19 protein-coding genes are annotated in these 21,162 nt (G+C 55.6%); 11 read left to right on the forward strand and 8 right to left on the reverse strand.

All coding sequences use genetic code 11. The features are described from left to right. Positions 1 to 332 precede the first annotated feature (332 nt). From QZR18_RS06645 to QZR18_RS06680, 8 genes are all read left to right on the forward strand, one after another. Positions 333 to 1,043, forward strand: coding sequence for a metalloregulator ArsR/SmtB family transcription factor (locus QZR18_RS06645; protein WP_295910758.1), 711 nt, complete (start codon positions 333 to 335; stop codon positions 1,041 to 1,043). 90 nt (positions 1,044 to 1,133) lie between these two features. Beyond that, positions 1,134 to 1,550: a molybdopterin-binding protein gene (locus tag QZR18_RS06650; protein WP_178706348.1), complete on the forward strand. Its 417-nt coding sequence runs from the start codon at positions 1,134 to 1,136 to the stop codon at positions 1,548 to 1,550. After that, positions 1,547 to 2,371 (forward strand): molybdate ABC transporter substrate-binding protein, encoded by an 825-nt coding sequence (gene modA, locus QZR18_RS06655; protein ID WP_178706345.1) that lies wholly within the window; start codon positions 1,547 to 1,549, stop codon positions 2,369 to 2,371. Before QZR18_RS06650 ends, modA begins: the two co-directional genes overlap by 4 nt. A 40-nt stretch (positions 2,372 to 2,411) precedes the next feature. Continuing rightward, on the forward strand, positions 2,412 to 4,064 hold the full coding sequence (locus QZR18_RS06660) for an ABC transporter permease (RefSeq protein WP_178706341.1): 1,653 nt from the start codon (positions 2,412 to 2,414) through the stop codon (positions 4,062 to 4,064). Positions 4,065 to 4,066: 2 nt separating this feature from the next. Further along, the gene (locus tag QZR18_RS06665; protein WP_295910759.1) at positions 4,067 to 4,693 is read left to right on the forward strand and encodes a hypothetical protein; all 627 of its coding nucleotides are present in this window, start codon (positions 4,067 to 4,069) and stop codon (positions 4,691 to 4,693) included. A gap of 413 nt (positions 4,694 to 5,106) precedes the next feature. Further along, positions 5,107 to 6,855 carry an ABC transporter ATP-binding protein gene (locus QZR18_RS06670; protein WP_178706325.1) on the forward strand — a complete coding sequence of 583 codons (1,749 nt, stop codon included), beginning with the start codon at positions 5,107 to 5,109 and terminating at the stop codon, positions 6,853 to 6,855. 142 nt (positions 6,856 to 6,997) lie between these two features. Beyond that, the gene (locus QZR18_RS06675) at positions 6,998 to 8,902 is read left to right on the forward strand and encodes an ABC transporter ATP-binding protein (RefSeq protein WP_178706357.1); all 1,905 of its coding nucleotides are present in this window, start codon (positions 6,998 to 7,000) and stop codon (positions 8,900 to 8,902) included. An 87-nt stretch (positions 8,903 to 8,989) separates the two neighbouring features. Beyond that, positions 8,990 to 9,925: an alpha/beta fold hydrolase gene (locus QZR18_RS06680; protein WP_178706322.1), complete on the forward strand. Its 936-nt coding sequence runs from the start codon at positions 8,990 to 8,992 to the stop codon at positions 9,923 to 9,925. A gap of 73 nt (positions 9,926 to 9,998) precedes the next feature. Here the strand turns inward: QZR18_RS06680 and QZR18_RS06685 are convergent, their stop codons facing one another. The 5 genes from QZR18_RS06685 to QZR18_RS06705 all read right to left on the reverse strand — a co-directional run bounded on the left by QZR18_RS06685 (position 9,999) and on the right by QZR18_RS06705 (position 13,817). Continuing rightward, a complete protein-coding gene (locus QZR18_RS06685) occupies positions 9,999 to 10,781 on the reverse strand; it encodes an amino acid ABC transporter ATP-binding protein (protein WP_048712464.1) in 783 nt (260 codons plus the stop codon). Next, entirely contained in the window at positions 10,781 to 11,629 is an 849-nt protein-coding gene (locus QZR18_RS06690; protein WP_048713028.1) for an amino acid ABC transporter permease, read from the reverse strand. The genes QZR18_RS06685 and QZR18_RS06690 overlap by 1 nt, the downstream gene beginning before the upstream one ends. Positions 11,630 to 11,755: 126 nt before the next feature. Then, a complete protein-coding gene (locus QZR18_RS06695; protein ID WP_009408034.1) occupies positions 11,756 to 12,637 on the reverse strand; it encodes an ABC transporter substrate-binding protein in 882 nt (293 codons plus the stop codon). Positions 12,638 to 12,862: 225 nt separating this feature from the next. Next, on the reverse strand, positions 12,863 to 13,108 hold the full coding sequence (locus tag QZR18_RS06700; RefSeq protein WP_295910765.1) for a hypothetical protein: 246 nt from the start codon (positions 13,106 to 13,108) through the stop codon (positions 12,863 to 12,865). A 115-nt stretch (positions 13,109 to 13,223) separates the two neighbouring features. After that, positions 13,224 to 13,817, reverse strand: coding sequence for a TetR/AcrR family transcriptional regulator (locus QZR18_RS06705; protein WP_178706316.1), 594 nt, complete (start codon positions 13,815 to 13,817; stop codon positions 13,224 to 13,226). Positions 13,818 to 13,911: 94 nt separating this feature from the next. Between QZR18_RS06705 and QZR18_RS06710 the strand changes: the two genes are divergently transcribed. After that, positions 13,912 to 16,191: an FAD-dependent oxidoreductase gene (locus tag QZR18_RS06710; RefSeq protein ID WP_178706313.1), complete on the forward strand. Its 2,280-nt coding sequence runs from the start codon at positions 13,912 to 13,914 to the stop codon at positions 16,189 to 16,191. Positions 16,192 to 16,204: 13 nt separating this feature from the next. Here QZR18_RS06710 and QZR18_RS06715 read toward each other — a convergent pair whose 3' ends face one another. The 3 genes from QZR18_RS06715 to QZR18_RS06725 are packed head-to-tail and all read right to left on the reverse strand — an operon-like array spanning position 16,205 to position 19,525. Beyond that, positions 16,205 to 16,681, reverse strand: a complete 477-nt coding sequence (locus tag QZR18_RS06715) for a cupin domain-containing protein (RefSeq protein WP_178706310.1) — start codon at positions 16,679 to 16,681, stop codon at positions 16,205 to 16,207. Continuing rightward, complete coding sequence (locus QZR18_RS06720; protein ID WP_178706307.1) at positions 16,678 to 18,051, reverse strand: amidohydrolase family protein; 1,374 nt, start codon at positions 18,049 to 18,051, stop codon at positions 16,678 to 16,680. The genes QZR18_RS06715 and QZR18_RS06720 overlap by 4 nt, the downstream gene beginning before the upstream one ends. A gap of 4 nt (positions 18,052 to 18,055) precedes the next feature. Continuing rightward, positions 18,056 to 19,525 carry an adenosylhomocysteinase gene (locus QZR18_RS06725; protein WP_178706304.1) on the reverse strand — a complete coding sequence of 490 codons (1,470 nt, stop codon included), beginning with the start codon at positions 19,523 to 19,525 and terminating at the stop codon, positions 18,056 to 18,058. A 152-nt stretch (positions 19,526 to 19,677) separates the two neighbouring features. Between QZR18_RS06725 and QZR18_RS06730 the strand changes: the two genes are divergently transcribed. Together QZR18_RS06730 and QZR18_RS06735 are read left to right on the forward strand one after the other, a co-directional pair. Next, on the forward strand, positions 19,678 to 20,631 hold the full coding sequence (locus tag QZR18_RS06730; protein ID WP_295910766.1) for a Cof-type HAD-IIB family hydrolase: 954 nt from the start codon (positions 19,678 to 19,680) through the stop codon (positions 20,629 to 20,631). 75 nt (positions 20,632 to 20,706) lie between these two features. Further along, positions 20,707 to 21,087, forward strand: a complete 381-nt coding sequence (locus tag QZR18_RS06735) for a hypothetical protein (RefSeq protein WP_178706351.1) — start codon at positions 20,707 to 20,709, stop codon at positions 21,085 to 21,087. Positions 21,088 to 21,162 lie beyond the last annotated feature (75 nt).

Genomic DNA, 21,162 nt, shown 5'->3' on the forward strand with positions numbered 1-21,162 from the left:
GGCGAACTATATTCAACAATATATATACCGAATTTAAATCTAAATTAACTAAATTAGATTTCATATACAAATAGACTAAAGTTCAATTTGGTACAAATGTGGCACAAATAAGACTTTTCGTAAAACCTGGTTTGACAAGAATAGCTTTCAATTAAAGTGAAAACAATGCAATATCTTCTGTTTTCGGAACTATATATACATATTGATTTTATAAAATATGAATCAATTTATTTTAAACAGGGGAATAGTTTAGTTCTGTAGAAATGTAATTTATACACTTACAAAGCTTATTCTGACAAACTTTATGACTGTTTATGGAAAAGGGGTAGAGATTGAACGGCATCGAATACATGATCACCCAGTTGGCGACCGCATCCCCGGCGCAGCGTAAGGTTCTGCACACCCTTACCGATATTGGTCGTGAAGCAACCGTTGTTGAAATCGCAGATCACTTGGGAATTCATAAGAACTCGGTTCGTGAGACTCTTGTTCCCTTGGTTGAACAGGGCTTAGTTGTACGTCGAACTCACAATCCCGAAGGACGAGGCCGCCCCGCGATGTACTACGAGATCGCGGTCATTGGGGATGCAGCGCGTCTTCAACGTCAGTCTTCGGAACTTCTTCTTGCCGCGGCCTCGGCAATGGCTCAAACTTCGGACGGTGGCGAAAAACTTGCTGACATCATGGGGCGCAATTGGGGGCAGCAGTACGTTGATCTCATCCGCTCTTCCGGTGCGCTTGATGCTGCTCGTGATGACGAGGAAGCCCTACTTTCGCTTCTTCGAGTTTTCCTCTCAACGCGCGGTTTCCGTGCGTTAAATGCAGAAGATGGCGGTCTGTCCATCCAATCCTGTCCCTACCTCAATATTGGCAACGATAAGATCCAAGGCATTGTGTGTCGGATGCACGGTGCCGCGATTCGGCAGATTGTTGAAGAGCTCAGTGATGGTGGCATGAGTATGACTCTGGTGCCCTTCGGCAATAGTTGTGGTTGCCAGGTTTTCTTTGAGGATATCCCGGTGCGAAAGGCCTCGGGCGAATAATATATTCGATGGCTTGCCGCCTCTGCGGAGAAATTTGCATATTTTTGTCGATTAATTACAAAAAACGGCAAAATCCGTTAAAATTAATTCATGCCTTATTACAAAGTTTCGACTCTGGCGACTCTCCTTGGCGTCAGTGATGACACCGTTCGTCGCTGGCTTGATGATGGACTTGTGACTCGTGCAGATAGCGCTGAGAACTCAGGACCGCTTCGCATCGATGGAGCATCGGTCGCGGCTTTGATTAATAGCCAACCTGATGTTCATCAGCTTGCTCTTGGGCAGGGCACTCAGTCTGTTCGTAACCACCTCCAGGGATTGGTTATTGCTGTTCACTCCGATCCGGTGATGAGCCAAGTCGATTTGCAGTGTGGTCCCTACCGTGTCGTTTCTTTGGTTTCGACCGAAAGTGTTCGCGAGCTGGGAATCGAAGTAGGTTCCATCGCCATGGCTCAAATCAAGGCAACAAACGTTTCTCTTCAGGTGCCAAATGGAGGAAACCTGTGAATCACTACAAAGGAATCATCGCGGTAGCCGCGGCTAGCCTTCTTGTGCTTACCGCTTGCTCAGGCGGAAACGGTGCATCTGCAGACAAGTCTGCAAGCGCTTCGGCATCTGCTTCAACAGAAGCCACAGCGCCGGTTGAACTCAACGTTTTCGCGGCTGCTTCGCTGAACAAGGCATTCCCCGAGATCGCTGATACGGTCCTTAAGGAAAGCGATCCGAACATCAAGGTGACCTTCAACTTCCAGGGCTCATCCACCCTGGTTGACCAGATGAAGGAAGGCGCACCCGCCGATGTTTTCGCTTCTGCAGACCAGAAGAACATGACCAAGGCAAGCGATGCGAAGCTCGTCGATTCACCGACGCCCTTCGCATCTAATGTCCTGACACTGATTGTCCCCAAGGGAAATCCTGCCAAGATCACCGGCCTTGATTCCTCTCTTGATGGCAAGAAGCTCGTTGTGTGTGCGCAGGGCGTCCCCTGTGGAAATGCGACCAAACAGCTGGCCGATAAGCTTGGCGTTACCCTGAACCCTGTTTCTGAAGAGCAGAAGGTGACGGATGTGCGCGCCAAGGTTGAGAGCGGCGAAGCCGATGCTGGTCTGGTCTACGCCACCGACGCAAAGGCTGCTGGCGATAAGGTCGAGGTCGTTGAAATCGCCCGCGCGAATGAGGTCGTGAACTCGTACCCCATCGCTCTGACCGTTTCCACAAAGAATAAGGAAGCCGGACAGAAGTTCATTGACGCTGTTCTTTCCGAAAAGGGACAGGCAGTGCTGAAGAAGTATGGCTTCTCGGCACCGACTTCCGCGGATAAGGGCTGAAATCACCTTCGACTACGCAATGTAGTTTCGGAATAATCTCATGACGAACAAGCACAGGCATGCGGGGATCCCGCGTTGGATCGCACTCCCCGCAGCCTGTGCTGTTCTATTTCTACTTGTTCCGTTCATCGCGCTTCTCATACGCATTGATTGGGTTCAATTTCCCCATCTATTCACTCAAGCGCTGGCTTCCCAGGCCCTTGCGCTTTCGCTTCGTACCTGCCTAGCCTCCACCCTTGCCTGCATTATTGTTGGGCTTCCTTTAGCGCTGGTGTGTGCTAGGGCGCGCGATACATGGTGGTCGCGAGTCCTGCGCTCCATGGTCACTTTGCCCATGGTTCTTCCTCCGGTCGTCGCGGGCTTGGCGCTCTTGATCACCTGGGGTCGCCGAGGCCTGATCGGTGCTTATCTGCAAATCTTCGGCATCAATATTGCTTTCACGACGGTCGCGGTCGTTATGGCGCAGACCTTTGTGTCACTACCTTTCTTTGTTTCTTCACTTGAAGGTGCATTGCGCACTCGCGGTTTCAATGAGGAACGCGTTGCGAGTGGACTGGGAGCCTCGCCTTCTCGAACACTGTGGTCTGTCACCCTGCCGCTGATGATCCCAGCTCTGGTGTCTTCGACGGCCTTGGCTTTCTCGCGTGCACTGGGGGAGTTTGGCGCAACTATTACTTTTGCGGGGTCTTTGGCTGGAGTAACCCGTACGCTTCCTTTGGAAATCTATCTTCAGCGCGAAGAGTCAACCGATATGGCCCTGATGCTGTCTGTCATCTTGGTCTTTGTTGCGCTTGTCCTGGTCGGCGGCGCTTCGGCCTTTTCGCAGTGGTGGTATTCGCGTCTCTTGAGTGGGACCTCCGCTGACGAGGCGAAAGTTCCTACGGCCTTGCGCTTGGCTACCGAGCCTAGCCACGGCCTCGGGAATGAGGATGGAGAGGTGCAGGGCCAGCTTCCGCGCGTCCCTGCCCCCGGCGTGCAGATTGCTGGAACGCTTCCCGAGAGGCACATCGACGTTGACCTCACCTGCCAAGGCGGTGTCGTCACGGCGTTGATGGGACATAACGGCGCAGGGAAGAGCACGCTTTTATCGGTGCTTTCTGGTGCCCTCGATGCGCCGCAGATGACCTGCACCTGGGAGTGGCCGGATGGTGTCTCAGGTCGTCGGCCAAAGATTGCAACCTTAGAGCAGAAGCCCGTTTTGTTCCCCCACATGAGCCTGCTTGCCAATGTTGCCTTCCCCTTACGTTGCGCCGGCATTTCCCCTGCCGAGGCCGAGGCACGCGCACAGGATGCCCTGGCCTCTGTGGGGTTGGCGCCCTTTGCGCAGCGTCGTCCGGCTCAGGTTTCTGGTGGACAAGCGCAGAGGACCGCTTTGGCTCGTGCGCTGGTTGTTGCCCCCGATGTCTTGTTACTTGATGAACCGATGGCGGCGCTCGATGTCGAGGCTGCGCGTGGCCTGCGTGAATTGATCGCGCAACGATTCCTTGGGCGAACTGTCATCATGGTGACACACCAGATTGAAGATGCAGCTGCACTTGATGCGCATATCATCGTCTTGAAGGGCGGCCGCCTGCTTCGCGAAGGGCCGTGGCGAGAATTGATCAACCAGTCGATATCGCGCGCGGATGAGAGCGATTCGGCGCTGTTGGCAATGGGGCTGAGTGCATTGGAGAGGGCGCTCGGACAGGAGTAAAAGTGAAAACGCTGTCGCTTCGTTCAATGAGTCGGCGCGCTACGGTCCACCGGTGGCTTTTCATCATCACTGCGATTGCAGGGCCCCTCTTCTTCCTGGAGTCTCCAAAATTATGGTCTTTCGCTTTGCTGAGCTGGGCACTGGTGTGCGCGACACCCATTGCTATTGCGATCATGTTGATTCCGGTCATCAAGCGCTATGCCCAGGGTAGTGTGCAAGGTGCGGTGGGATTTCGGCGTCGCTTGTCTCCACGGATCTCCAAGGTGTTGTGTGTTGCGCTGGTGACCATTGACTGCGGTCTTATTGGAATGGGGTCTGTCTTATCCGCTCAGGTGGTGGCAGATGCAGTGTCGGGTAGTGAGGAACTCAGCGTGCGTTGTGTGGCGCACAAAGAAGAGACCTCAACTGTTATGCGAAAGGGAAGCTCAAAGGTTCGCGTATTTATCACCTATGTCACCTTAATGAAGGAGACGGGTGAACGGATTGATGTGAAGTTCACTGACGGCACGAACTACACGGGTAGCCATGCATACAGACAGCTTCGAAAGCACTGCGCCTACGAGGATGAATTTACAGTTTCGATGTATCCCCGAACACGTGTAATTACAAGCGTCAGTGAGTTTCGCTGATAGCTCTTTATTGGTCTTTGCGCGGCTGTATAAACACTGTGGGGCCGGCAAAGCCGGCCCCACGTGCATCCCATCAACACAATATGCGTTCTAAACAGCGTCCCTCAACAGGTAAAGGAGACGGGGCCTTGCGACCCCCTATGTCTGATACTGAAAATCTACGGGCGTAATCTGTGCTTGATGTGGGCTAAAGCTATGAATCAGCTATGAAACTTTGTGCTTGTGTAGCCTTTGATTTCGCCTATCGCGTCATTGCCTAGATGGTATCGCCGCCATTAGGAAAGGCGGCTAACATGGGATGATCTACATCATATGATTAATCCGCCTACCCCGGGCCGCAAAGATGCATTCCTTTGAAGGTCTACGGGTAGCTTCCTATTACACGCAGTAATTTTTCGGGGGTCCAGCGCTAGATGTCGACTGTTCGTACTTTGTTGAGAAGTGTGCGTGAGTATCGTCGCGCTTCGCTTCTGACACCGCTGTTTGTCACGGGAGAGGTCATTCTTGAGTGCTTCCTCCCACTGATTATGGCCTCGTTGGTCGATCACCTTCAGGGTGGTGCGCTCACTCCCGTTGTCCGCCTGGGTGTATTTATGCTGGTCATGGCAATGATGTCACTGTTCTGTGGCGTACTTGCGGCACGTTTTGCCGCAACCGCGTCTGCGGGCCTGGCCAAACATCTGCGCCAGGATATTTTCTTTAAAGTCCAGGATTTTTCCTTCGGTGATGTTGATCGTTTCTCAACATCGTCCCTGGTCACCCGTATGACGACCGACGTGACCAACGTTCAAAACGCTTACGGCATGATTATTCGCGTAGCAGTTCGTGTCCCGCTGATGGTTGTCTTCTCGATTGTCATGACGCTTCGCATTAACTGGCAGATGTCCTTGATTTTCCTGATCATGCTGCCGTTCCTAGCGGCAATCATGTTCGGGCTAATTATTTACATTTTTCCTGTCTTCCGACGAATCTTTAAGAAATACGATGCCCTAAATAACTCGGTTCAGGAAAATATTGCAGGTATCCGAGTTGTGAAGTCCTTCGTCAACGAAGAGTATGAAAAGACTCGTTTCGCCAAGCGCTCAGAGGAAGTACGAGCAGACTTTACCTTCGCGGAGAAGGTTCTGGCGCTGAATACCCCCGTCATGATGCTTTTCATCTTTGGCGCAATCATGCTGGTGGACTTCATCGGCGCGCAGATAATTGTGGCGTCAGGCGGCAGTGAATTGACCACCGGTCAACTGTCAGCACTGATCACTTACGGTATTCAGATCCTCACGGCCATGATGATGTTGGCCTTTATTTTCGTTATGGTGACGATCGCTGCAGAGTCCGCACACCGTATCGCTGAGGTACTTCAATACGAATCTCCATTGACCTCCCCCGAATATGGAATCCGTGAAGTGCCCACCGGTGATATCACCTTTGAAGGCGTGACCTTTAAGTACCGCGAAGACTCTGAACGCCCCGCGCTTGAAAACATCACTTTGGATATCCCCGCAGGCTCGACGCTGGGCGTCGTCGGTGGAACTGGTTCAGGTAAGACCAGCTTCATCCAGTTGATTCCACGACTGTATGACGTGACGGAAGGCAGGGTCTCCGTTGGCGGGATCGATGTGCGTGACTACCGCCTCGAACCCCTGCGTGATGCAGTGTCCGTTGTTCTTCAGAAGAATATTCTTTTCTCTGGAACGATCAAGGAAAATCTCCGTTGGGGTAACCCTGAGGCAACCGATGAAGAAATCATCCGAGCCTGCGAGCTTTCACAGGCTGACGAATTTGTCCGTCAGTTCCCTGATGGCTATGACACCATGATCGAAAGGGGCGGATCGAACCTCTCGGGTGGCCAAAAGCAGCGTCTGTGCATCGCACGCGCCTTGCTGAAGAAGCCCAAGATCTTGATCCTTGATGACTCAACTAGTGCGGTTGATACACGAACCGATTCGCTGATTCGTCAGGCTTTCGAAACGGAAATCCCGGATACGACAACAATCATCGTTGCGCAGCGCATTTCTTCAGTCCAGCATGCCGATCAAATCATCGTTTTGGATGACGGGCGTATCAAGGAGCACGGCACTCACCAGGAACTCCTTGACTTGGGTGGCGAGTACCGCGAACTTTACGACACTCAAAACAGTACAAATGAAAGCGAGGTGGCCTGAAATGTCTGTTGAACGCTACGAAGAAGAACAAGCAGATCAGATTGCCGCTGACGCTTCTGCATCGGTAGAGGTGCTTTCGCAGGATCAAGCTGAGAAAGCGCGCGAGGAAAGTCAAAAACAAAAAGAAGGCGCGGCCTCGGGAATGAAAGACCCCAACAAGCTTGATGGAGTGCCGCGTCCTTTCGGAAGGCTGATGGCCTACCTGTGGGCAAACTATAAGATCCACTTAAGTGTTGTTGGCATCTGCATTGTGATTTCTGGTATCGCATCTGCGGTTGGCTCGATCTTCCTCCAGCAGATCGTTGATACCGTGATTATTCCCGGTATGAGCCAGGGGCTCCCGGCCGTGATGTCGCAGCTCGTGCGACTGGTTGTGATCATGGGCATTATCTTTGGCTCGGGTATTGTGTGCGCTTTCATCTACACGCGTCTGATGGCAATCGTCACTCAGGGCACGCTCAAGAAGATGCGTGATGACATGTTTGATCGCATGGAGACGCTTCCGCTGAAGTTCTTCGATACGCACCCTCACGGTGCGGTCATGTCGACCTACACGAACGATACCGACGCGATTCGCCAGCTTATTGGCCAATCGATCCCGACCCTGATCCAGTCCGTACTCACGATCCTCGCGTTGACAATCACCATGCTCAGTTACTCGCTGTGGCTCACTCTTCTCGTCGCGGCGTCGGCTGTCGCGATGTTTGGCGTGACAAAGAAAATGGGCGGCGGTTCAGCGAAGTTCATGGTTGCCCAGCAGCGCTCGCTGGCTGAAGAAGAGGGTTACATCGAAGAGATGATGGATGGCCAGAAGGTCATTAAAGTCTTCAATCACGAAGATGCTGTTAAGCATAATTTCCTGAGCTACAACCACCAACTGTTCAACGATTCAGAACGCGCAAACCAATACGGCAACATGCTCATGCCAACCCTGGGCAATATCGGGAATATCCTTTATGTTGCCGTTGCCCTGGTCGGCGGCATCATGGTTGAGCTCCAGACTCCGAATTTCGGCTTCGCGGGTATGGGCGCAATCACCGTTGGCGTCGTCGTTTCCTTCCTGGGGATGGTCCGTAACTTTACACAGACGCTGGGACAGGCCTCGATGCAGGTTCCGATGATCGCCCTGGGTCTTGCGGGTGCTTCCCGAGTCTTTGCCTTGATGGAGCAAAAGAGTGAAGAAGACGAGGGCTACGTGACCCTGGTCCGCGCGCGGGTCGATGAAAATGGCGATGTTCATCCCACTGAAGAACGCACGGGTGTATGGGCGTGGCGTCATCCGCACAGCGACGGAACGGTCACCTACACGCGTCTACGCGGTGAACTGGTCATGGAAGACGTCGACTTCTCCTACGACGGGAAAAAGACGATTCTTCACGACATCTCGCTGTGGGCAAAGCCTGGGGAGAAGATCGCTTTCGTCGGTGCAACGGGCGCCGGCAAGACGACTATCACTAACCTGATCAATCGTTTCTACGATATCGATGACGGCAAGATCCGTTTTGACGGCATCAACATCAGGAAGATCCACAAGCCTGATCTGCGTCGCTCGCTGGGCGTCGTGCTTCAGGATGTGAAGCTCTTTACCGGTACCGTCATGGATAACATCCGCTTTGGGCGACTGGACGCGACCGATGAGGAATGTATCGCAGCCGCAAAGCTCGCGAATGCTCATTCCTTCATTGAGCGTCTTCCCGATGGCTACCAGACCGAGCTCAGTGGCAATGGGTCAAACCTCTCGCAGGGACAGGCACAGTTGCTGTCTATTGCGCGTGCAGCTGTTGCCGATCCGCCAGCGATGATCTTGGACGAAGCGACCTCATCGATTGATACGCGTACCGAATCGCTGGTCCAGAACGGCATGGATAACCTCATGGAGGGGCGTGCGGTCTTCGTCATTGCACACCGTCTGTCAACGGTCCGTAATTCCGATGCCATTATGGTTCTGGATCACGGCCGTATTATTGAACGTGGAAGCCACGACGAACTGATTGCTCAAAAGGGCGTGTACTACCAGCTGTACACGGGTGCTTTTGAGCTCGAGTAATCACGTTGCTCCCTTGTAACGAATACGTTGAGGGGACGCAGTGTGAGGCCGGCGATTTTCCGCCGGCTTCACCTTTAGGGGGTTGGAATGCAGATTCACGGTGTTGTCCCTCAGGCACCATTTGTGGGGGAACTTCCGCACGAGGTGACCTGCGTGGGGATCCCTACGTCCGCGGGCGTACTGACTGCCGTTTTCATTGACGAGGCCGTGGCGGGCATTGTTCCCAAGGCGGAGAGCGCGTTGGAGGTACACGAGGTGCCTCACGCTGGTGAGCAGCCCGAGCCTGTTCCGGCGCTTTTAGTTCCGGGGTTTACGGGCTCCAAGGAAGATTTCACTCCCTTTCTGCCGTATCTGGCTGAGCGCGGTCGCAGCGCCTGTGCTTATTCGCAGCGTGGACAGGCGGATTCTGCGGCTCCCAAAGGCGTTGAGAATTATCGCTTGGCTGACTTTGTCGGCGACCTGATTGAGGTTGCGCGCGCGATGGGTGCCAGCGTGCGGCCAATTCACCTGCTGGGACATTCGTTTGGCGGTGTGATTGCCAGGCAAGCTGCAGTGGTTGCACCGGAACTTTTCCGTTCGGTGACACTGTTTTCTACAGGCCCTCGGCCGCCTGAATCGATGCGTTGGACGCCCCTGCGTCAGCGTCTTTTATCCTCAACAACGGGAAAGAAATTATCTGCGTGGTACATTTCCCAATTTCTGAGTAATGATCCCAGGGATGAGCTGATTGCCGAGCGCGCGATGGCCACCAGCGAGGACTCGCTCATGGGTGCGGCTTTCATTTTGGCTCGCTATCCAGATGTGTCGCTTCCCTTGCGTCAAAGTGGGCTTCCTGTCTTGATCGCCCACGGAGTGGGGGACACAGTTTGGCCGGAGCAGATGCATCGTGAAGAAGCCGCGTTATTAGGTGCGCGCTATGAGGTGGTCTCAGATGCAAAACACAGCGCTCAATTAGAAAATCCGGCTGCGTTGGCGGATGTTTGTGCTGCGTTCTGGGCTGATGTCGAGGCCGGGAGAAACTGAGGGCTCAAACAATGTCCCTCTTGCAAGCGGCTTTGGAACCGCCCACAAGAGGGACGCAGTGCTATTTGGGCGCTCAGTGGAAGACGCGAGCCAGGAATTCCTGAGTCTGAGGCATCTTCGGATTGTCAATGACCTCCTGAGGGGTGCCCTGTTCCACGATCTTTCCGCGTTCCAAGAACACCACGCGGTCTGCTACTTGGCGTGCGAAACCGATTTCATGGGTTGCCATAAGAATCGTGGAACCCGAGTCCTTAACTTCGCGGACGAGGTCAAGAACTTCGCCGACCAGCATGGGGTCCAATGCTGAGGTGATTTCATCGAGCAGAAGAAGCTCGGGATTGGTTGCAAGTGCACGAACAATAGCCACGCGCTGCTGCTGGCCACCCGAAAGCCGGTCGGGGTATTCCTCGGCTTTTTGAGCAAGACCAATACGTTCTAGCAATTCCATGCCGCGCTTTGTTGCGCGTTCCGGTGCCCACCCGTGGACCTTGCGTGCAGCCAGTGTCACGTTATCGATCACTGACATGTGCGGGAACAGATTGTAGTGCTGGAACACGACACCGATTTGTCCGCGAACCTTATCGGCGTTGATGCTGGGGTCGGTGATGTCCATTCCCGAAAGGAAAATCTGGCCGTCATCGACGCGTTCAAGCAGATTCGCGCAGCGCAGGAGGGTCGACTTTCCCGAGCCTGAGGCACCCAAGAGTACAACGACCTCGTGACGGTGAACATCAAGGTCTAGGCGACGCAAAACGATGTTGGAGCCAAAGCGCTTAACGACGCCCTGAACAGAAAGGACGGGGTGTTCCGCGGAGGTTGCCAAGCTTTCGTCGGGGGTGGTGGTTTCCGTGCTCATCAGACGGTGCCTCCCATCTGCTCGCGCTTACGTAGTCGAGCGGTGTACCAATCGGACAGGCGAATGAAGGGGAAAGACAAGACGATGAAGAGGAGGCCCGCGACCACGTAGGAAGTGAAGTTGTAGGTCGTTGCCTGCTGAACCTGTGCTGCTCGGATTGCGTCAGTTGCGCCCAGAACAGAAATCAGGCCCACGTCTTTTTGCATGGAAATGAAGTCGTTCATCAAAGCGGGGGTGACCTTACGAACTGCCTGCGGCACGATGATGTGACGCATGGTCTGTCCGTGGGTTAGGCCCAGTGAACGTGCTGCATAGCGCTGCGAGGGGTGAATGGACTCGAGGCCGGCACGGAGCACCTCGGAAACGTAGGAGGTGTAGGTGATGACCAGGGCGATGGTTCCCAGCAGCGTGACATCGATGCGCCTGGACGGGTTCAAAGCGGGAATTCCGAAACCGATGATGTACAGGACCACAATGAAAGGCACACCGCGGAAGATGTCCGTGTATGCGGCAGCAAGGAATCGGATTGGGAAGAATACCGGTCCGCCCAGGGTACGTGCGGCAGCAAGAAGAGTTGCAAAGACCGCCACGCCAGTCGCTGCAACCAGCAGCATGCGGATGTTGAGCCACATGCCGGAGAGGACCGCGGGGAAGGAGCTCTTTGCGTATTCCCAGTTGAAGAAGGTTTGTTGGGTTGTCTTCCACCCCGGAGACGAGGCCAAGATGACAACGATGAGTGCCGCGATGATCAGAGTGGAGATCGCGGAGATCAAGAGTGAGCGAGTGGTGCGCGTGCGCCGGTAACGACGGCGCTGGCGCTCGACCTCGGAGACTGGGAATTCAGCCATGGGGTCTGCTGAGTGGGAATCGGTGAGCACTGGGTCCTCTGAGTGGGTTTCGAATGCGTAAAGCAATCAGGACAAGGGAAATGAAAATTCTCCGGCTTGGGACGAATCCCAAGCCGGAGAAGAAGATCACTGCTCGAAGATCGGAGCGGATGCGGCGTCGGCCAGCCACTTCTTCTGAAGTTCAGCCAGAGTGCCGTTATCGCGCAGCGTGTCGACTGCCTTGGTGACCGCGGGGGTCAGAGCGCTTCCCTTAGGAAGCAGCAGACCGAAGTTGTTGCCATCCTCGTTCGCGGTGAACTGGCCAACCACGGTGCCGTTCTCAACCTGGGTTGCGATGACGTTGAATGCGGTGGGCAGGTCCACGACGATTGCGTCAACCTGGCCGCCCTTGAGGGCCTGGACCACGTCAGCAGAACCATTGAAGATCAGCGGATCGGTGCTGGGCTTGAGCTTGTTCATCACGTAGTTCTGAGAAGTCGTACCGGTCTGAACGCCGAACTTCAGCTTCTTCAGGTCTTCGAGGCTCTTGGCCTCGGCAGCGGGGGTGCCCTTCACAGCGACAACCGCTTCGGAGGTCGTGTAGTAGGGGCTGGAGAAGTCCACTGCCTGCTTGCGAGCATCGGTAATGGAGAACTGCTGGATGTTGAAGTCCCAGTCCTTTGCGCCAGGTGCGATTGCCGAATCGAAGGTTGTGCGCTTCCACACGACCTGATCCTTGGAGAAGCCCAGCTTCTCGGCGACTGCGTAGGCAACTGCGGCCTCGTAGCCTTCACCGGATTCGGGGTTATCGTTGAGAACCCAAGGGCTGTAAGCGGGGTCGCCGGTGGCGATGGTGAGCTTGCCCTTGGTTACGGTGGGGAGTGCTTCGCCGGTTGCGTTAGCATCGGCGGTTGCGGAAGTTGTGCTGCTGGAAGTGGTTCCGCCCGCGCATGCACCCAGCGCCATGACGGCAGTTGCTGCGATTGCGACGAGTGCGGACTTACGGAAACGGATCTTGGGACGAACCACGTGTGCTCCCTATGAAGATATTGGGACAGAACAATTTTGAGTGCTTGTCAACCCATGGGTAAAGCACCCACGCTCTAAGGCTAAGGGCAACTACGTGCTAATGGAAAGAGATAGTCTCAAACTTTAGATGTGAGATATGGTCTGCGTGGATCCTCGCTATGATGGATCTAATAACCGAGGGCAGATCCAATTGGATCTGCCCTCTGATTTATTTGATGCTAATGGTCACTTATCCAGCTCGTCCTTAGCCGCCTCGACGGCGTCTCCGGCCTTGTCCTTAGCGTCTTCGGCCTTGTCCTTAGCCGCCTCGACGACGTCTCCGACCTTGTCCTTAGCGTCTCCGGCCTTATCCTTAGCCGCCTCGACGACGTCTCCGACCTTGTCCTTAACTGCCTCGACGACGTCTCCGACCTTGTCCTTTGCAGCTTCAAAGCCTTCTTCGGCCTGCTTCTTCAGGTTTTCCAGATCCACGGTTGGCTCCTTCAATAGTGGGGTTTCCAGTGATTACCGGAACGTTCCCTCAGCCTAAGGCATGGTGGTGTTCTTGTCGATAGATTCGATTTTTAAGGGAGATTTGGGTGACACGTTAGGAAACACCATCGATGAAGAAGGGGGAGTCGATGCACCCGTGGGCGAATTGGTGTGCTTCTGCTCCTGCGCTCCCCCCAAGTGCGGGTGGTCCGTCGAGAACGAGGATCGCGAGGCCATGGATGTATGCCCAAAGCGTTGCTTCTGCGCGTGGATCCTCGCTCCCGTAGGCAATTTTTGCGAGGCCGTGGAGCTGGGAACGCGCTGCTTGGCTGGCCTGGATGAGCTCGGGGTGTGAGTCGGGATCGTACATGTCAGAGCGAAACATGATGCGAAAAACCCCCGGGTTTTTCAGAGCGAAAGTCAGATATGCGTGTCCTGCTGCGCGCGTTATCTCCCGAGGCGTCGTATCTGTGCTGGCGCGAAGTGCCTCGCTGAGCACTTTTTCCAAGGCGAGGAATCCCTCTGTGATCAGCGCTGCAAGGATTCCCTCTCGGCTTTTGAAGTGGTGGTAGGGAGCCTGGTGTGTGCATCCGGCTCGCCTCGAGACCTCGCGCATGGACAGAGAGGCGGGTCCTCCTTCGTTGAGGAGTTCTCCGCTGATCGCGAGGATCGTTTCGCGTAGGCCGGGAGCTTCGCTTGAGCGTGTCATGGCATCAGTATAGGGGAAACATACCGTTACTACTTGACAGTGTCTAGGAGTGCATGATTCTATTACTAGACACTGTCAAGTAGAAGGGGTGTGTATGTACGACGCAATTGTGATCGGTTCAGGAATAGGTTCACTGACAACCGCAGGACTGCTCGCAGGAGTGGCGAAGAAGCGGGTGCTCGTCCTCGAAAAACACTCCATCCCAGGGGGACTTACCCACGCATTTCGGCGCCAAGGCGCGAGCTGGGACGTCGGATTGCACTACGTCGGCGACATGGCTCCGGGGACTCGGCCTCGTCACATCATTAATTACCTCGCGGGCGGGAAGCTTTCGTGGATGCAGATGCCCGATAGCTACGACCGCTTCTGCCTCCCGAAGCTCGGAGTGACTCTTGATGTCCCATCAGACGCAGCTCTCTATCTCCAGCGACTTGAGGCGCTCTTTCCGAAGGAAAAACGAGCGCTGAAGCGCTATTTTAAAGACGTCGCGCGGGCATACTCGTGGATGACTCTCAACTATGTTCGCCAGGTTGTCCCGCAACAGGTGGCCCCTCTTGTCGCCTTGGCACAGAAGATGCACTCCTCCCTCGCATGTGAGACGACTGCGCACTATATGAATCGTCGTTTTCGCGATCCGGCATTGAGAACTCTCCTGACGACGCACTGGGGAGACTACGGAGTCGAACCCGAGCGCAGTGCTTTTGTCGCCCATGCAATGATCGTCGGCCACTACATGAATGGAGCGTGGTTTCCCCAGGGAGGAAGCGGGCAAATCTCGCGAATGGTCGAGGAAAAAATCCGCTCAAATGGGGGAGAAATTCGCGTCTCTCAAAGTGTCGAAGAAATTCTTATCCAAAACGGTCGGGCGGTGGGAGTCCGCATCACAGACACTTCAGGTATTCATCCAGCGACCTATGAAGAACGCGCACCGATCATCGTTTCGGGAGTTGGAGCAAGCGAAACGTATAACCGTCTACTTCCCACGCAGGGAGGAATTGGAAAAGTCACGGAAGAAAGACGCAAAGCGATCGCGCGCATGGGAGACGGAGGGACAGCCGTCATTGTCTACCTCACCCTTGACCACTATCCCGAAGGGATCGACGGCTCCAACATCTGGATCAATGAGGGTGATGGCTCGCAGACTCCCGCGACCTTGACTGCGGCGCTGGTGGAAGGCAATCCCCAAACGGCCTTTGTCTCTTTCCCAGGGCTCAAAGCAGGTGACCAGCACGCCACCGCAGAAATTGTCTCCTTCGTTGAAGCCGGTGCTTTTCGTGCGTGGGAGGACACAATGAAAGGGGACAGAGGAAACGATTACGACTTGCTCAAATCAACAATGGCGAGGGGACTGATCGCACTCGTTGACCGCACTCTTCCGGGCTTCGCGGATGCTGTTTGCTACGAAGAAGTAGCGACGCCTCTGAGTATTGAGCACTACACCTCTCATTCAAAGGGATGCTTCTACGGCCTTCCTCTAACCCCGCAACGGCTAAATGCGGGGCTGACCACCCCAGAAACACCGATCCCAGGGCTCTTCCTAACAGGACAAGACGCGGGATTCCCCGGAATTGTCGGGGCCACAATGTCTGGGTGGACAAGCGCATGTCGAATCCTCGGGCCAAAGGGATATCTGCAGATCAATCAGAGCCTGAGCAGCGACCCCGAGAGTGCATGTGAAACCTGCGATCAGGAAGCAGTACAGGACCCATTCCACAGTGCGCCACGCATGCGTGCTCAGGTCGTCCATGCGGACTGGCTAAGCCCCCACATTCGAGACATTGTCCTGAAACTCCCTCGTTCACAGGAGTGGACACCCGGTCAGTACGCCCTCATTCGAGTTGCTCCCTTTGAGTGGCGACCATATTCCTTGGCAAGCGCGTCTGGAGAAACCACCCGTTTCCTCATCGATGTGAGAACCAAGGGGAAGGGAGCAGCATTCGCGCGCAGCCTGGAGCCTGGAGACAAGGTCGAACTCCAACTCCCATTGGGAAATTTCGAAATTCACAGCGAAGAAGCCAAAAACGAGGAGAGTCCCAGCCGCCGCAGGATCTTCATCGCAACGGGAAGCGGGATTGCGCCATTTTGTGCTGCCTTTGAGGAGGGGATCCGTGCTGACGAGCTGCTGATCTTTGGATGCGCAAACACGGATGAGGATCTGACGCTACGACTTGAAACACCGATCCCTCCCATCATCCGCTGCATTACACGTGAGTCAAGCGATGCCGCATTCAAGGGCCGCGTCACGGACTATCTACGCATGACAGGTATCGATCCACACGCGGATTACTACGTGTGCGGCTCACCTGCCATGGTCGCCGATGTTCGTCGCGTCATCCGAAGCGGCGGGGGACGCGTCTACTGTGACTTCTTTTAGACGCGCGAATCTCTTATTCGCCCGCCGAAGCCAATTTCCAATCCTCGAAAGAGAACTCGGGGGAGACAACGCAGGTGGCCAGCGCCGCTTGGCCTCGAGCAAAGGTACGCTGCCACGAACCGGCGGGGACAAGGAATTGCACGGGGTTCGAAGGATCAGAAGGGGAGAGTTCCTCTTCCTCAGCAGCCGGCGAGCCTAAGGTTACGATCTGAGGTTCGGAACTGGGGGCCTCGCCATCTCCGCCGAGGTGAATCTCAAGTGCGCCCGGCCCCGACCAGATCCACAGCTCGTCGGAGTGCACCAGGTGCCAAGCAGCCTCCTCGTCGCGATCCAGCACGAACAGGATTGCCGAGGCCGTGGCTCGCTGGCCGCGAGGGGTTTCCACATGCGTGGGTGCGGTCCACGTGCGGCGGAAGTGGCCGCCCTCGGGGTGGGGCGCAAGGTCAAGTTGTTTCACAAGCGTCGAAGCAAGTGGGCTGAGAGTAGTCATTGTGCTTCTCCCTCAAAAATGTCGCTGAAACGTGGATCAACCCAGCGCAGGTTTCCGTCAATAATCGTTGCAATCTGGCGGGAAGCGCCGGTTTGGACGAGCTCTTCGATGGTGTCGACGATCGTCGTTACGGGTACATCGAAAAACACCATGTCTGCGACCGCGCCAGACTGAAGCTGGCCCACGCGTTGAGAACCTGTCGACAATCCCAATGCGACAGCCCCGCCCAAGGTCGCGGCATGCAGAAGACGGCGAGCCAAATCGCTTTCCGAATATCCCTGAGCGCGCGCAATCCTATAAAGCAGCGCAACGTCCTCCATGACATCCAAACTGGGTGAGGATGACAGAGAGTCCGTCCCCACGGCCAACAAGTTGCCCTCATTCAGGTAGGCGGCAACGGGAGGCGCATCCAAGCCGATGACACGGTTCGAGCGCGGACACAAAGCGACAGCAGTATTTCGCGAACGCAGGCGACGCCGGTCGTCCGCGGTCATGTAGACGCCATGTGCCACATGACAATCAGGCCCCAAGACACCCAGTTGATCAACGAATTGTGTTGCTGAGAAACCCCCGCCCAAGGAACGCATCTCGGTGAAGGAGGTCGAGGCCCCACTGCGCCACAAATCGTCCAGCTGCGCGGTCCGGCCTTCTTTCCACTCGGCCTCGGAATGGGACTCTCCCAAGTGGATGTGCAGACGGAGGTTGCGTCGGCGCGCAAGATCGGGAAGATCCAAAAGGGGTTCCGCATCCAATGAATACGGGGCGTGCGGGGAAATGCCGATCTGCGGGGGAGTGGGCATCGCATCCAAGGAAGCGTTGACGCTTGCCGGACCGCGAGCCGCCCAATCCTCGTTCGACCACCCCATGACTTCCCAGTAGGCGACGCCGTGCAGGCCCAGGTCGTGGAGTGCGCTCGCGGCCTCGGGGTCGGTGACAACATCGGCAGCGCTGGTTGTTCCATAACGGATCGAGAGGCGAGCACCCCGCGCGGCCTCGGCCTTCCAATCGAATTCGGTGTGGTCGTAAACCGCGTCGAAAGCCTGCGCCCACGAGGGGAAACCCGTGTAGCGCTTTGCCCCAACTTCCGCCATTCCCGTGTACTGCAGGTGGGTGTGCGCGTTGACGAGGCCGGGCATGAGTACCCCGTCCACGTGGTGCTCGACGAAAGAACGTCCAGCTTGCTCAAGGGCGTGGATCACCCAATCGCGTGAACCGACGTGCTCAATGCGTCCATCAATAACTGCGATTGCGCCATCAAGAACAGAAGGCGCGGTGATGGGGATGACAAGACCCGCAGAATAGACCTGGACTACATCAGAATGTGGGGCAAGCGGGCGGATCTGTGCGTCATCTGGGGTAACTGTCGACATAGGACTATTGTGCATTGCCGACGCCGCGCAGTGCATCAAGCGCAGCTTGAGCCACCGCATTATCGGCTTGGATGGGGAGGTTATGGAGACCGGGCTCGAGTTCGTCTGCGTGCGTGAGTAGCTCGGTGAGCGCGGCAACCTGAACCCCGAAACTCATGTCCATGATCTCGATGGGGTTTCCCTCGCCGGCTGTGTAGTTAATGCCCTCTCCCTTTTCTAGGAGACGCAGGGACTTTCCCGTGGGATCGGCCAGCCTTTGCACGTGTGGGTCACCGGCCTCGCTCAAAGTCCACCCCGCGGCCAGTGCCTGCTCGACCTCAACTTCACCGACCACGCCGCCTGCGACGGTGACAATCGCATCTTCGGGGAGAGCTTCAAGAGCACTGAGGGGAATGGTCGAGGGCTCTCCCGTGGCGGACATCAAAAGCCCCGCCGTGGAGGCAACCTCGCTGAGGGAAGCGACGGTGAAACCATCCATGCGTGCTTGGAGCGCGCGGACGGGGTCCAGCTCAACGACACTGACACGGGCCCCCAGGGCACGAGCAAAGCGCGCGCATCCCTTTCCGACATCTCCATATCCAATGATTCCGACCTTCATCCCAGGAATTGGGGCGCCGAGGCCGTCGGGGTCAATGATGTCAAGGACAGTTGTCCAGCATGATTGACCGGTGCCGTAAGCATTATCGAAGAGCGTCTTTGAGCGTGCATCATTGCTGGCAATCACGGGGATGCTCAGGGGGAAATGACGCAGTGGGCGCAGGCCTGATGTTGTTTCCTCTGCCGCACCGATCATGGCTGACAGTGCTGTCGGTGCGCGCTTGGGATCGTGCGCCATGCGGATTAAATGAGAGCCGTCATCCAACAGATATTCGATATTTTCGGCCAGGAACTCACGGGCAAGTACTTCCTCCTGCTCGGGGCTTGCCTGGGAGTCGGCAAAAACCTTCAGTCCCTCCCGGCGCAGTTCGTCGGCAACGTCATCGCGGGTCTCGCTTGCGTGCCCAAAAACGGAAACTTCGGCTCCGGCCTCGGAAAGCATCAAAGCAAGCGCTGCGGTCTTAGGTTCCAAAACTAGGGCGAGGCCAATCCGGCGACCCGGGAGCAGGTGGGTAATGCGGCGAACCGCTGCCTCGGTCACGGGCATGTGCATGCGTGCCCATGCAATGCGTCCGGCATCTCCGGGGCCAGAAATTGGGGATGCGTCGGGAGCGTAAACTCCTTGGAATCTGCCGCCGGGAGCGAGGACGGTGATCGCACCCGGGCGAGGAAATGCTCCCTCATCCAGGTCGAAGATGACGTCGAGGCCGGTGGGAGTGGAGGGGGCGGCCACGGAAGGATCGGGGGACATGACCTGGGCTCCGAAAGCCTCAAGGAGCGCGGTGAGCTCGCCGTCGGAGGTGATGAAGCGCCGTCCGGCGATCAACATATTTGTTGCGCGGGCATATGCCCGCAGAAGCACTTGCGCATGGGTCATGCCGTTCAAACTAGCAGATGCGCCTTCACCAGGTTGACGAGTTGGCGGCATTAGGTCCATGAAAGACGCGGTTGTTAGTCTGGTCGTAGGTCCTTTTCTGTTCCATGGTTGCCCTTGAGGACATCATTTCCGGTCGTGAGGAAGTACTACACATGCGCGAAGCGTTAATGCCGCAGGCAAGTGATCCGACCACATACGCGAATGCTGATATTCGCCTGGCAGCAGTCGATATGGATGGGACCTTGTTGGATGATCAGAAAAACTTCCCCGCGGGACTGGAGCAGCTCCTTGATTCTATGGAGGATCGTGGCATCACTTTTGTTCCCGCCTCAGGTCGACAAATCTGGACTCTGATCAATATGTTCCCGGAGCGCGTGGGGATGACTTTTATCGGTGAAAATGGCGCGGTCGTTATGCGTGATGGGGAAGAGATTTCCTCAAGTCCCCTTGACCTAGGGACGGTACGTCGGTGTGTCGAGTTGGTCCGTCATCACGTGCGTCAGGGCGGTTTCTTTGCTGCGCGTTCCGATTCGCAAGACGGGAAGGCCCAGGAAATGGAAGCTGCCCAGGAAATGGAAGCTGCGCAGTGGGATGGAGGCCTTGTCGTTTGCGGAAAGAAATCAGCGTATATCGAGCGCAGTGATGAGCCGTTCGTGCATGCAATCTCTCCGTACTACGCGCGAACTCAGGTTGTTGAAGACCTGCTAGAGGTACTTGACGAGATTGAACACGGTGAATTGGATGACGCGATCATCAAGCTTGCCCTGCGCAGTGCAGGAGATGTAAAGCCCTTGGCTGAACGAACTTTGGGAACGTTCAAGCAGAGTCATCAATTCGCGCTTTCTGGTGATAACTGGGCAGATTTGCAGATGCGCGGGGTTGATAAAGGCCAAGCGCTCAGCGAGCTGCAGAAGTATCTTGGGGTTTCACCTGCACAAACCGCAGTATTTGGAGACGCGGGAAACGACCTTGGGATGATGTCTCACGCTGAGTTTTCCTTTGCGATGGCGAATGCGTCTCCCGATATCCTTGCCGCCGCTCGCTTTGTTGCCCCTTCGAATAACGAGGCCGGGGTTGTGCGCGTGCTGAGCTCTTTCCTTGAGTAGTCACCTTTACAGGGTCCAGAGACTTCGATAGTCTCAGTCTTCGGAATAAATATCCACGAGGAGGACAATGTGAGCATGCCGCAGCCGGCTGGTCAAAACTTCGGAACCCCGTTTGGGCAAGGTGAAGCGAAACTTAAGCGTTTCCCGCTGATCCTCGGCATTATCGGCTGGATTCTTGTTATTTGTTCGTTTTTGTTCCCCTACCTGATTATCCAAAGCGCAATCAAGAGCGGACATCCCGAAGGCGCCGGTTGGGTATGGATCCTGATCTTGTTCATGTGGGTCGGCCTCATCGGCCCGATGAATATTCTCGGCGTGGTCTTGTCGATTCCGAGTCGTGCAGTCCAGGTCTCAGCGGCACAGCGCACGCTCAACGTGTGGGCGATTGTTCTGAATGTGAGTTCCTTGGCATTGGGAATCCTTGGATTCGTGGGACTCTTCTTTATCGCCGGTTAGCGCTTCTTCGTCGAGTATCTTCGCCGGTGAAGATCTGGAGAGAGAAATATTTGGGGGTCGCGACGCAATGCGTCG

This window comes from uncultured Actinomyces sp., assembly GCA_900541895.1.
Classification (GTDB): Bacteria; Actinomycetota; Actinomycetes; order Actinomycetales; family Actinomycetaceae; genus Pauljensenia.

Coding starts and splice junctions, on each gene's coding strand:
- QZR18_RS06705 (WP_178706316.1), bottom strand. CDS start 13,817: ATGACACGCTCAAGCGAAGCTCCCGGCCTACGCGAAACGATCCTCGCG.
- QZR18_RS06670 (WP_178706325.1), top strand. CDS start 5,107: ATGTCGACTGTTCGTACTTTGTTGAGAAGTGTGCGTGAGTATCGTCGC.
- QZR18_RS06650 (WP_178706348.1), top strand. CDS start 1,134: ATGCCTTATTACAAAGTTTCGACTCTGGCGACTCTCCTTGGCGTCAGT.
- QZR18_RS06690 (WP_048713028.1), bottom strand. CDS start 11,629: ATGGCTGAATTCCCAGTCTCCGAGGTCGAGCGCCAGCGCCGTCGTTAC.
- QZR18_RS06710 (WP_178706313.1), top strand. CDS start 13,912: ATGTACGACGCAATTGTGATCGGTTCAGGAATAGGTTCACTGACAACC.
- QZR18_RS06735 (WP_178706351.1), top strand. CDS start 20,707: ATGCCGCAGCCGGCTGGTCAAAACTTCGGAACCCCGTTTGGGCAAGGT.
- QZR18_RS06715 (WP_178706310.1), bottom strand. CDS start 16,681: ATGACTACTCTCAGCCCACTTGCTTCGACGCTTGTGAAACAACTTGAC.
- QZR18_RS06685 (WP_048712464.1), bottom strand. CDS start 10,781: ATGAGCACGGAAACCACCACCCCCGACGAAAGCTTGGCAACCTCCGCG.
- QZR18_RS06720 (WP_178706307.1), bottom strand. CDS start 18,051: ATGTCGACAGTTACCCCAGATGACGCACAGATCCGCCCGCTTGCCCCA.
- QZR18_RS06675 (WP_178706357.1), top strand. CDS start 6,998: ATGAAAGACCCCAACAAGCTTGATGGAGTGCCGCGTCCTTTCGGAAGG.
- QZR18_RS06660 (WP_178706341.1), top strand. CDS start 2,412: ATGACGAACAAGCACAGGCATGCGGGGATCCCGCGTTGGATCGCACTC.
- QZR18_RS06680 (WP_178706322.1), top strand. CDS start 8,990: ATGCAGATTCACGGTGTTGTCCCTCAGGCACCATTTGTGGGGGAACTT.
- QZR18_RS06725 (WP_178706304.1), bottom strand. CDS start 19,525: ATGACCCATGCGCAAGTGCTTCTGCGGGCATATGCCCGCGCAACAAAT.
- QZR18_RS06730 (WP_295910766.1), top strand. CDS start 19,678: ATGCGCGAAGCGTTAATGCCGCAGGCAAGTGATCCGACCACATACGCG.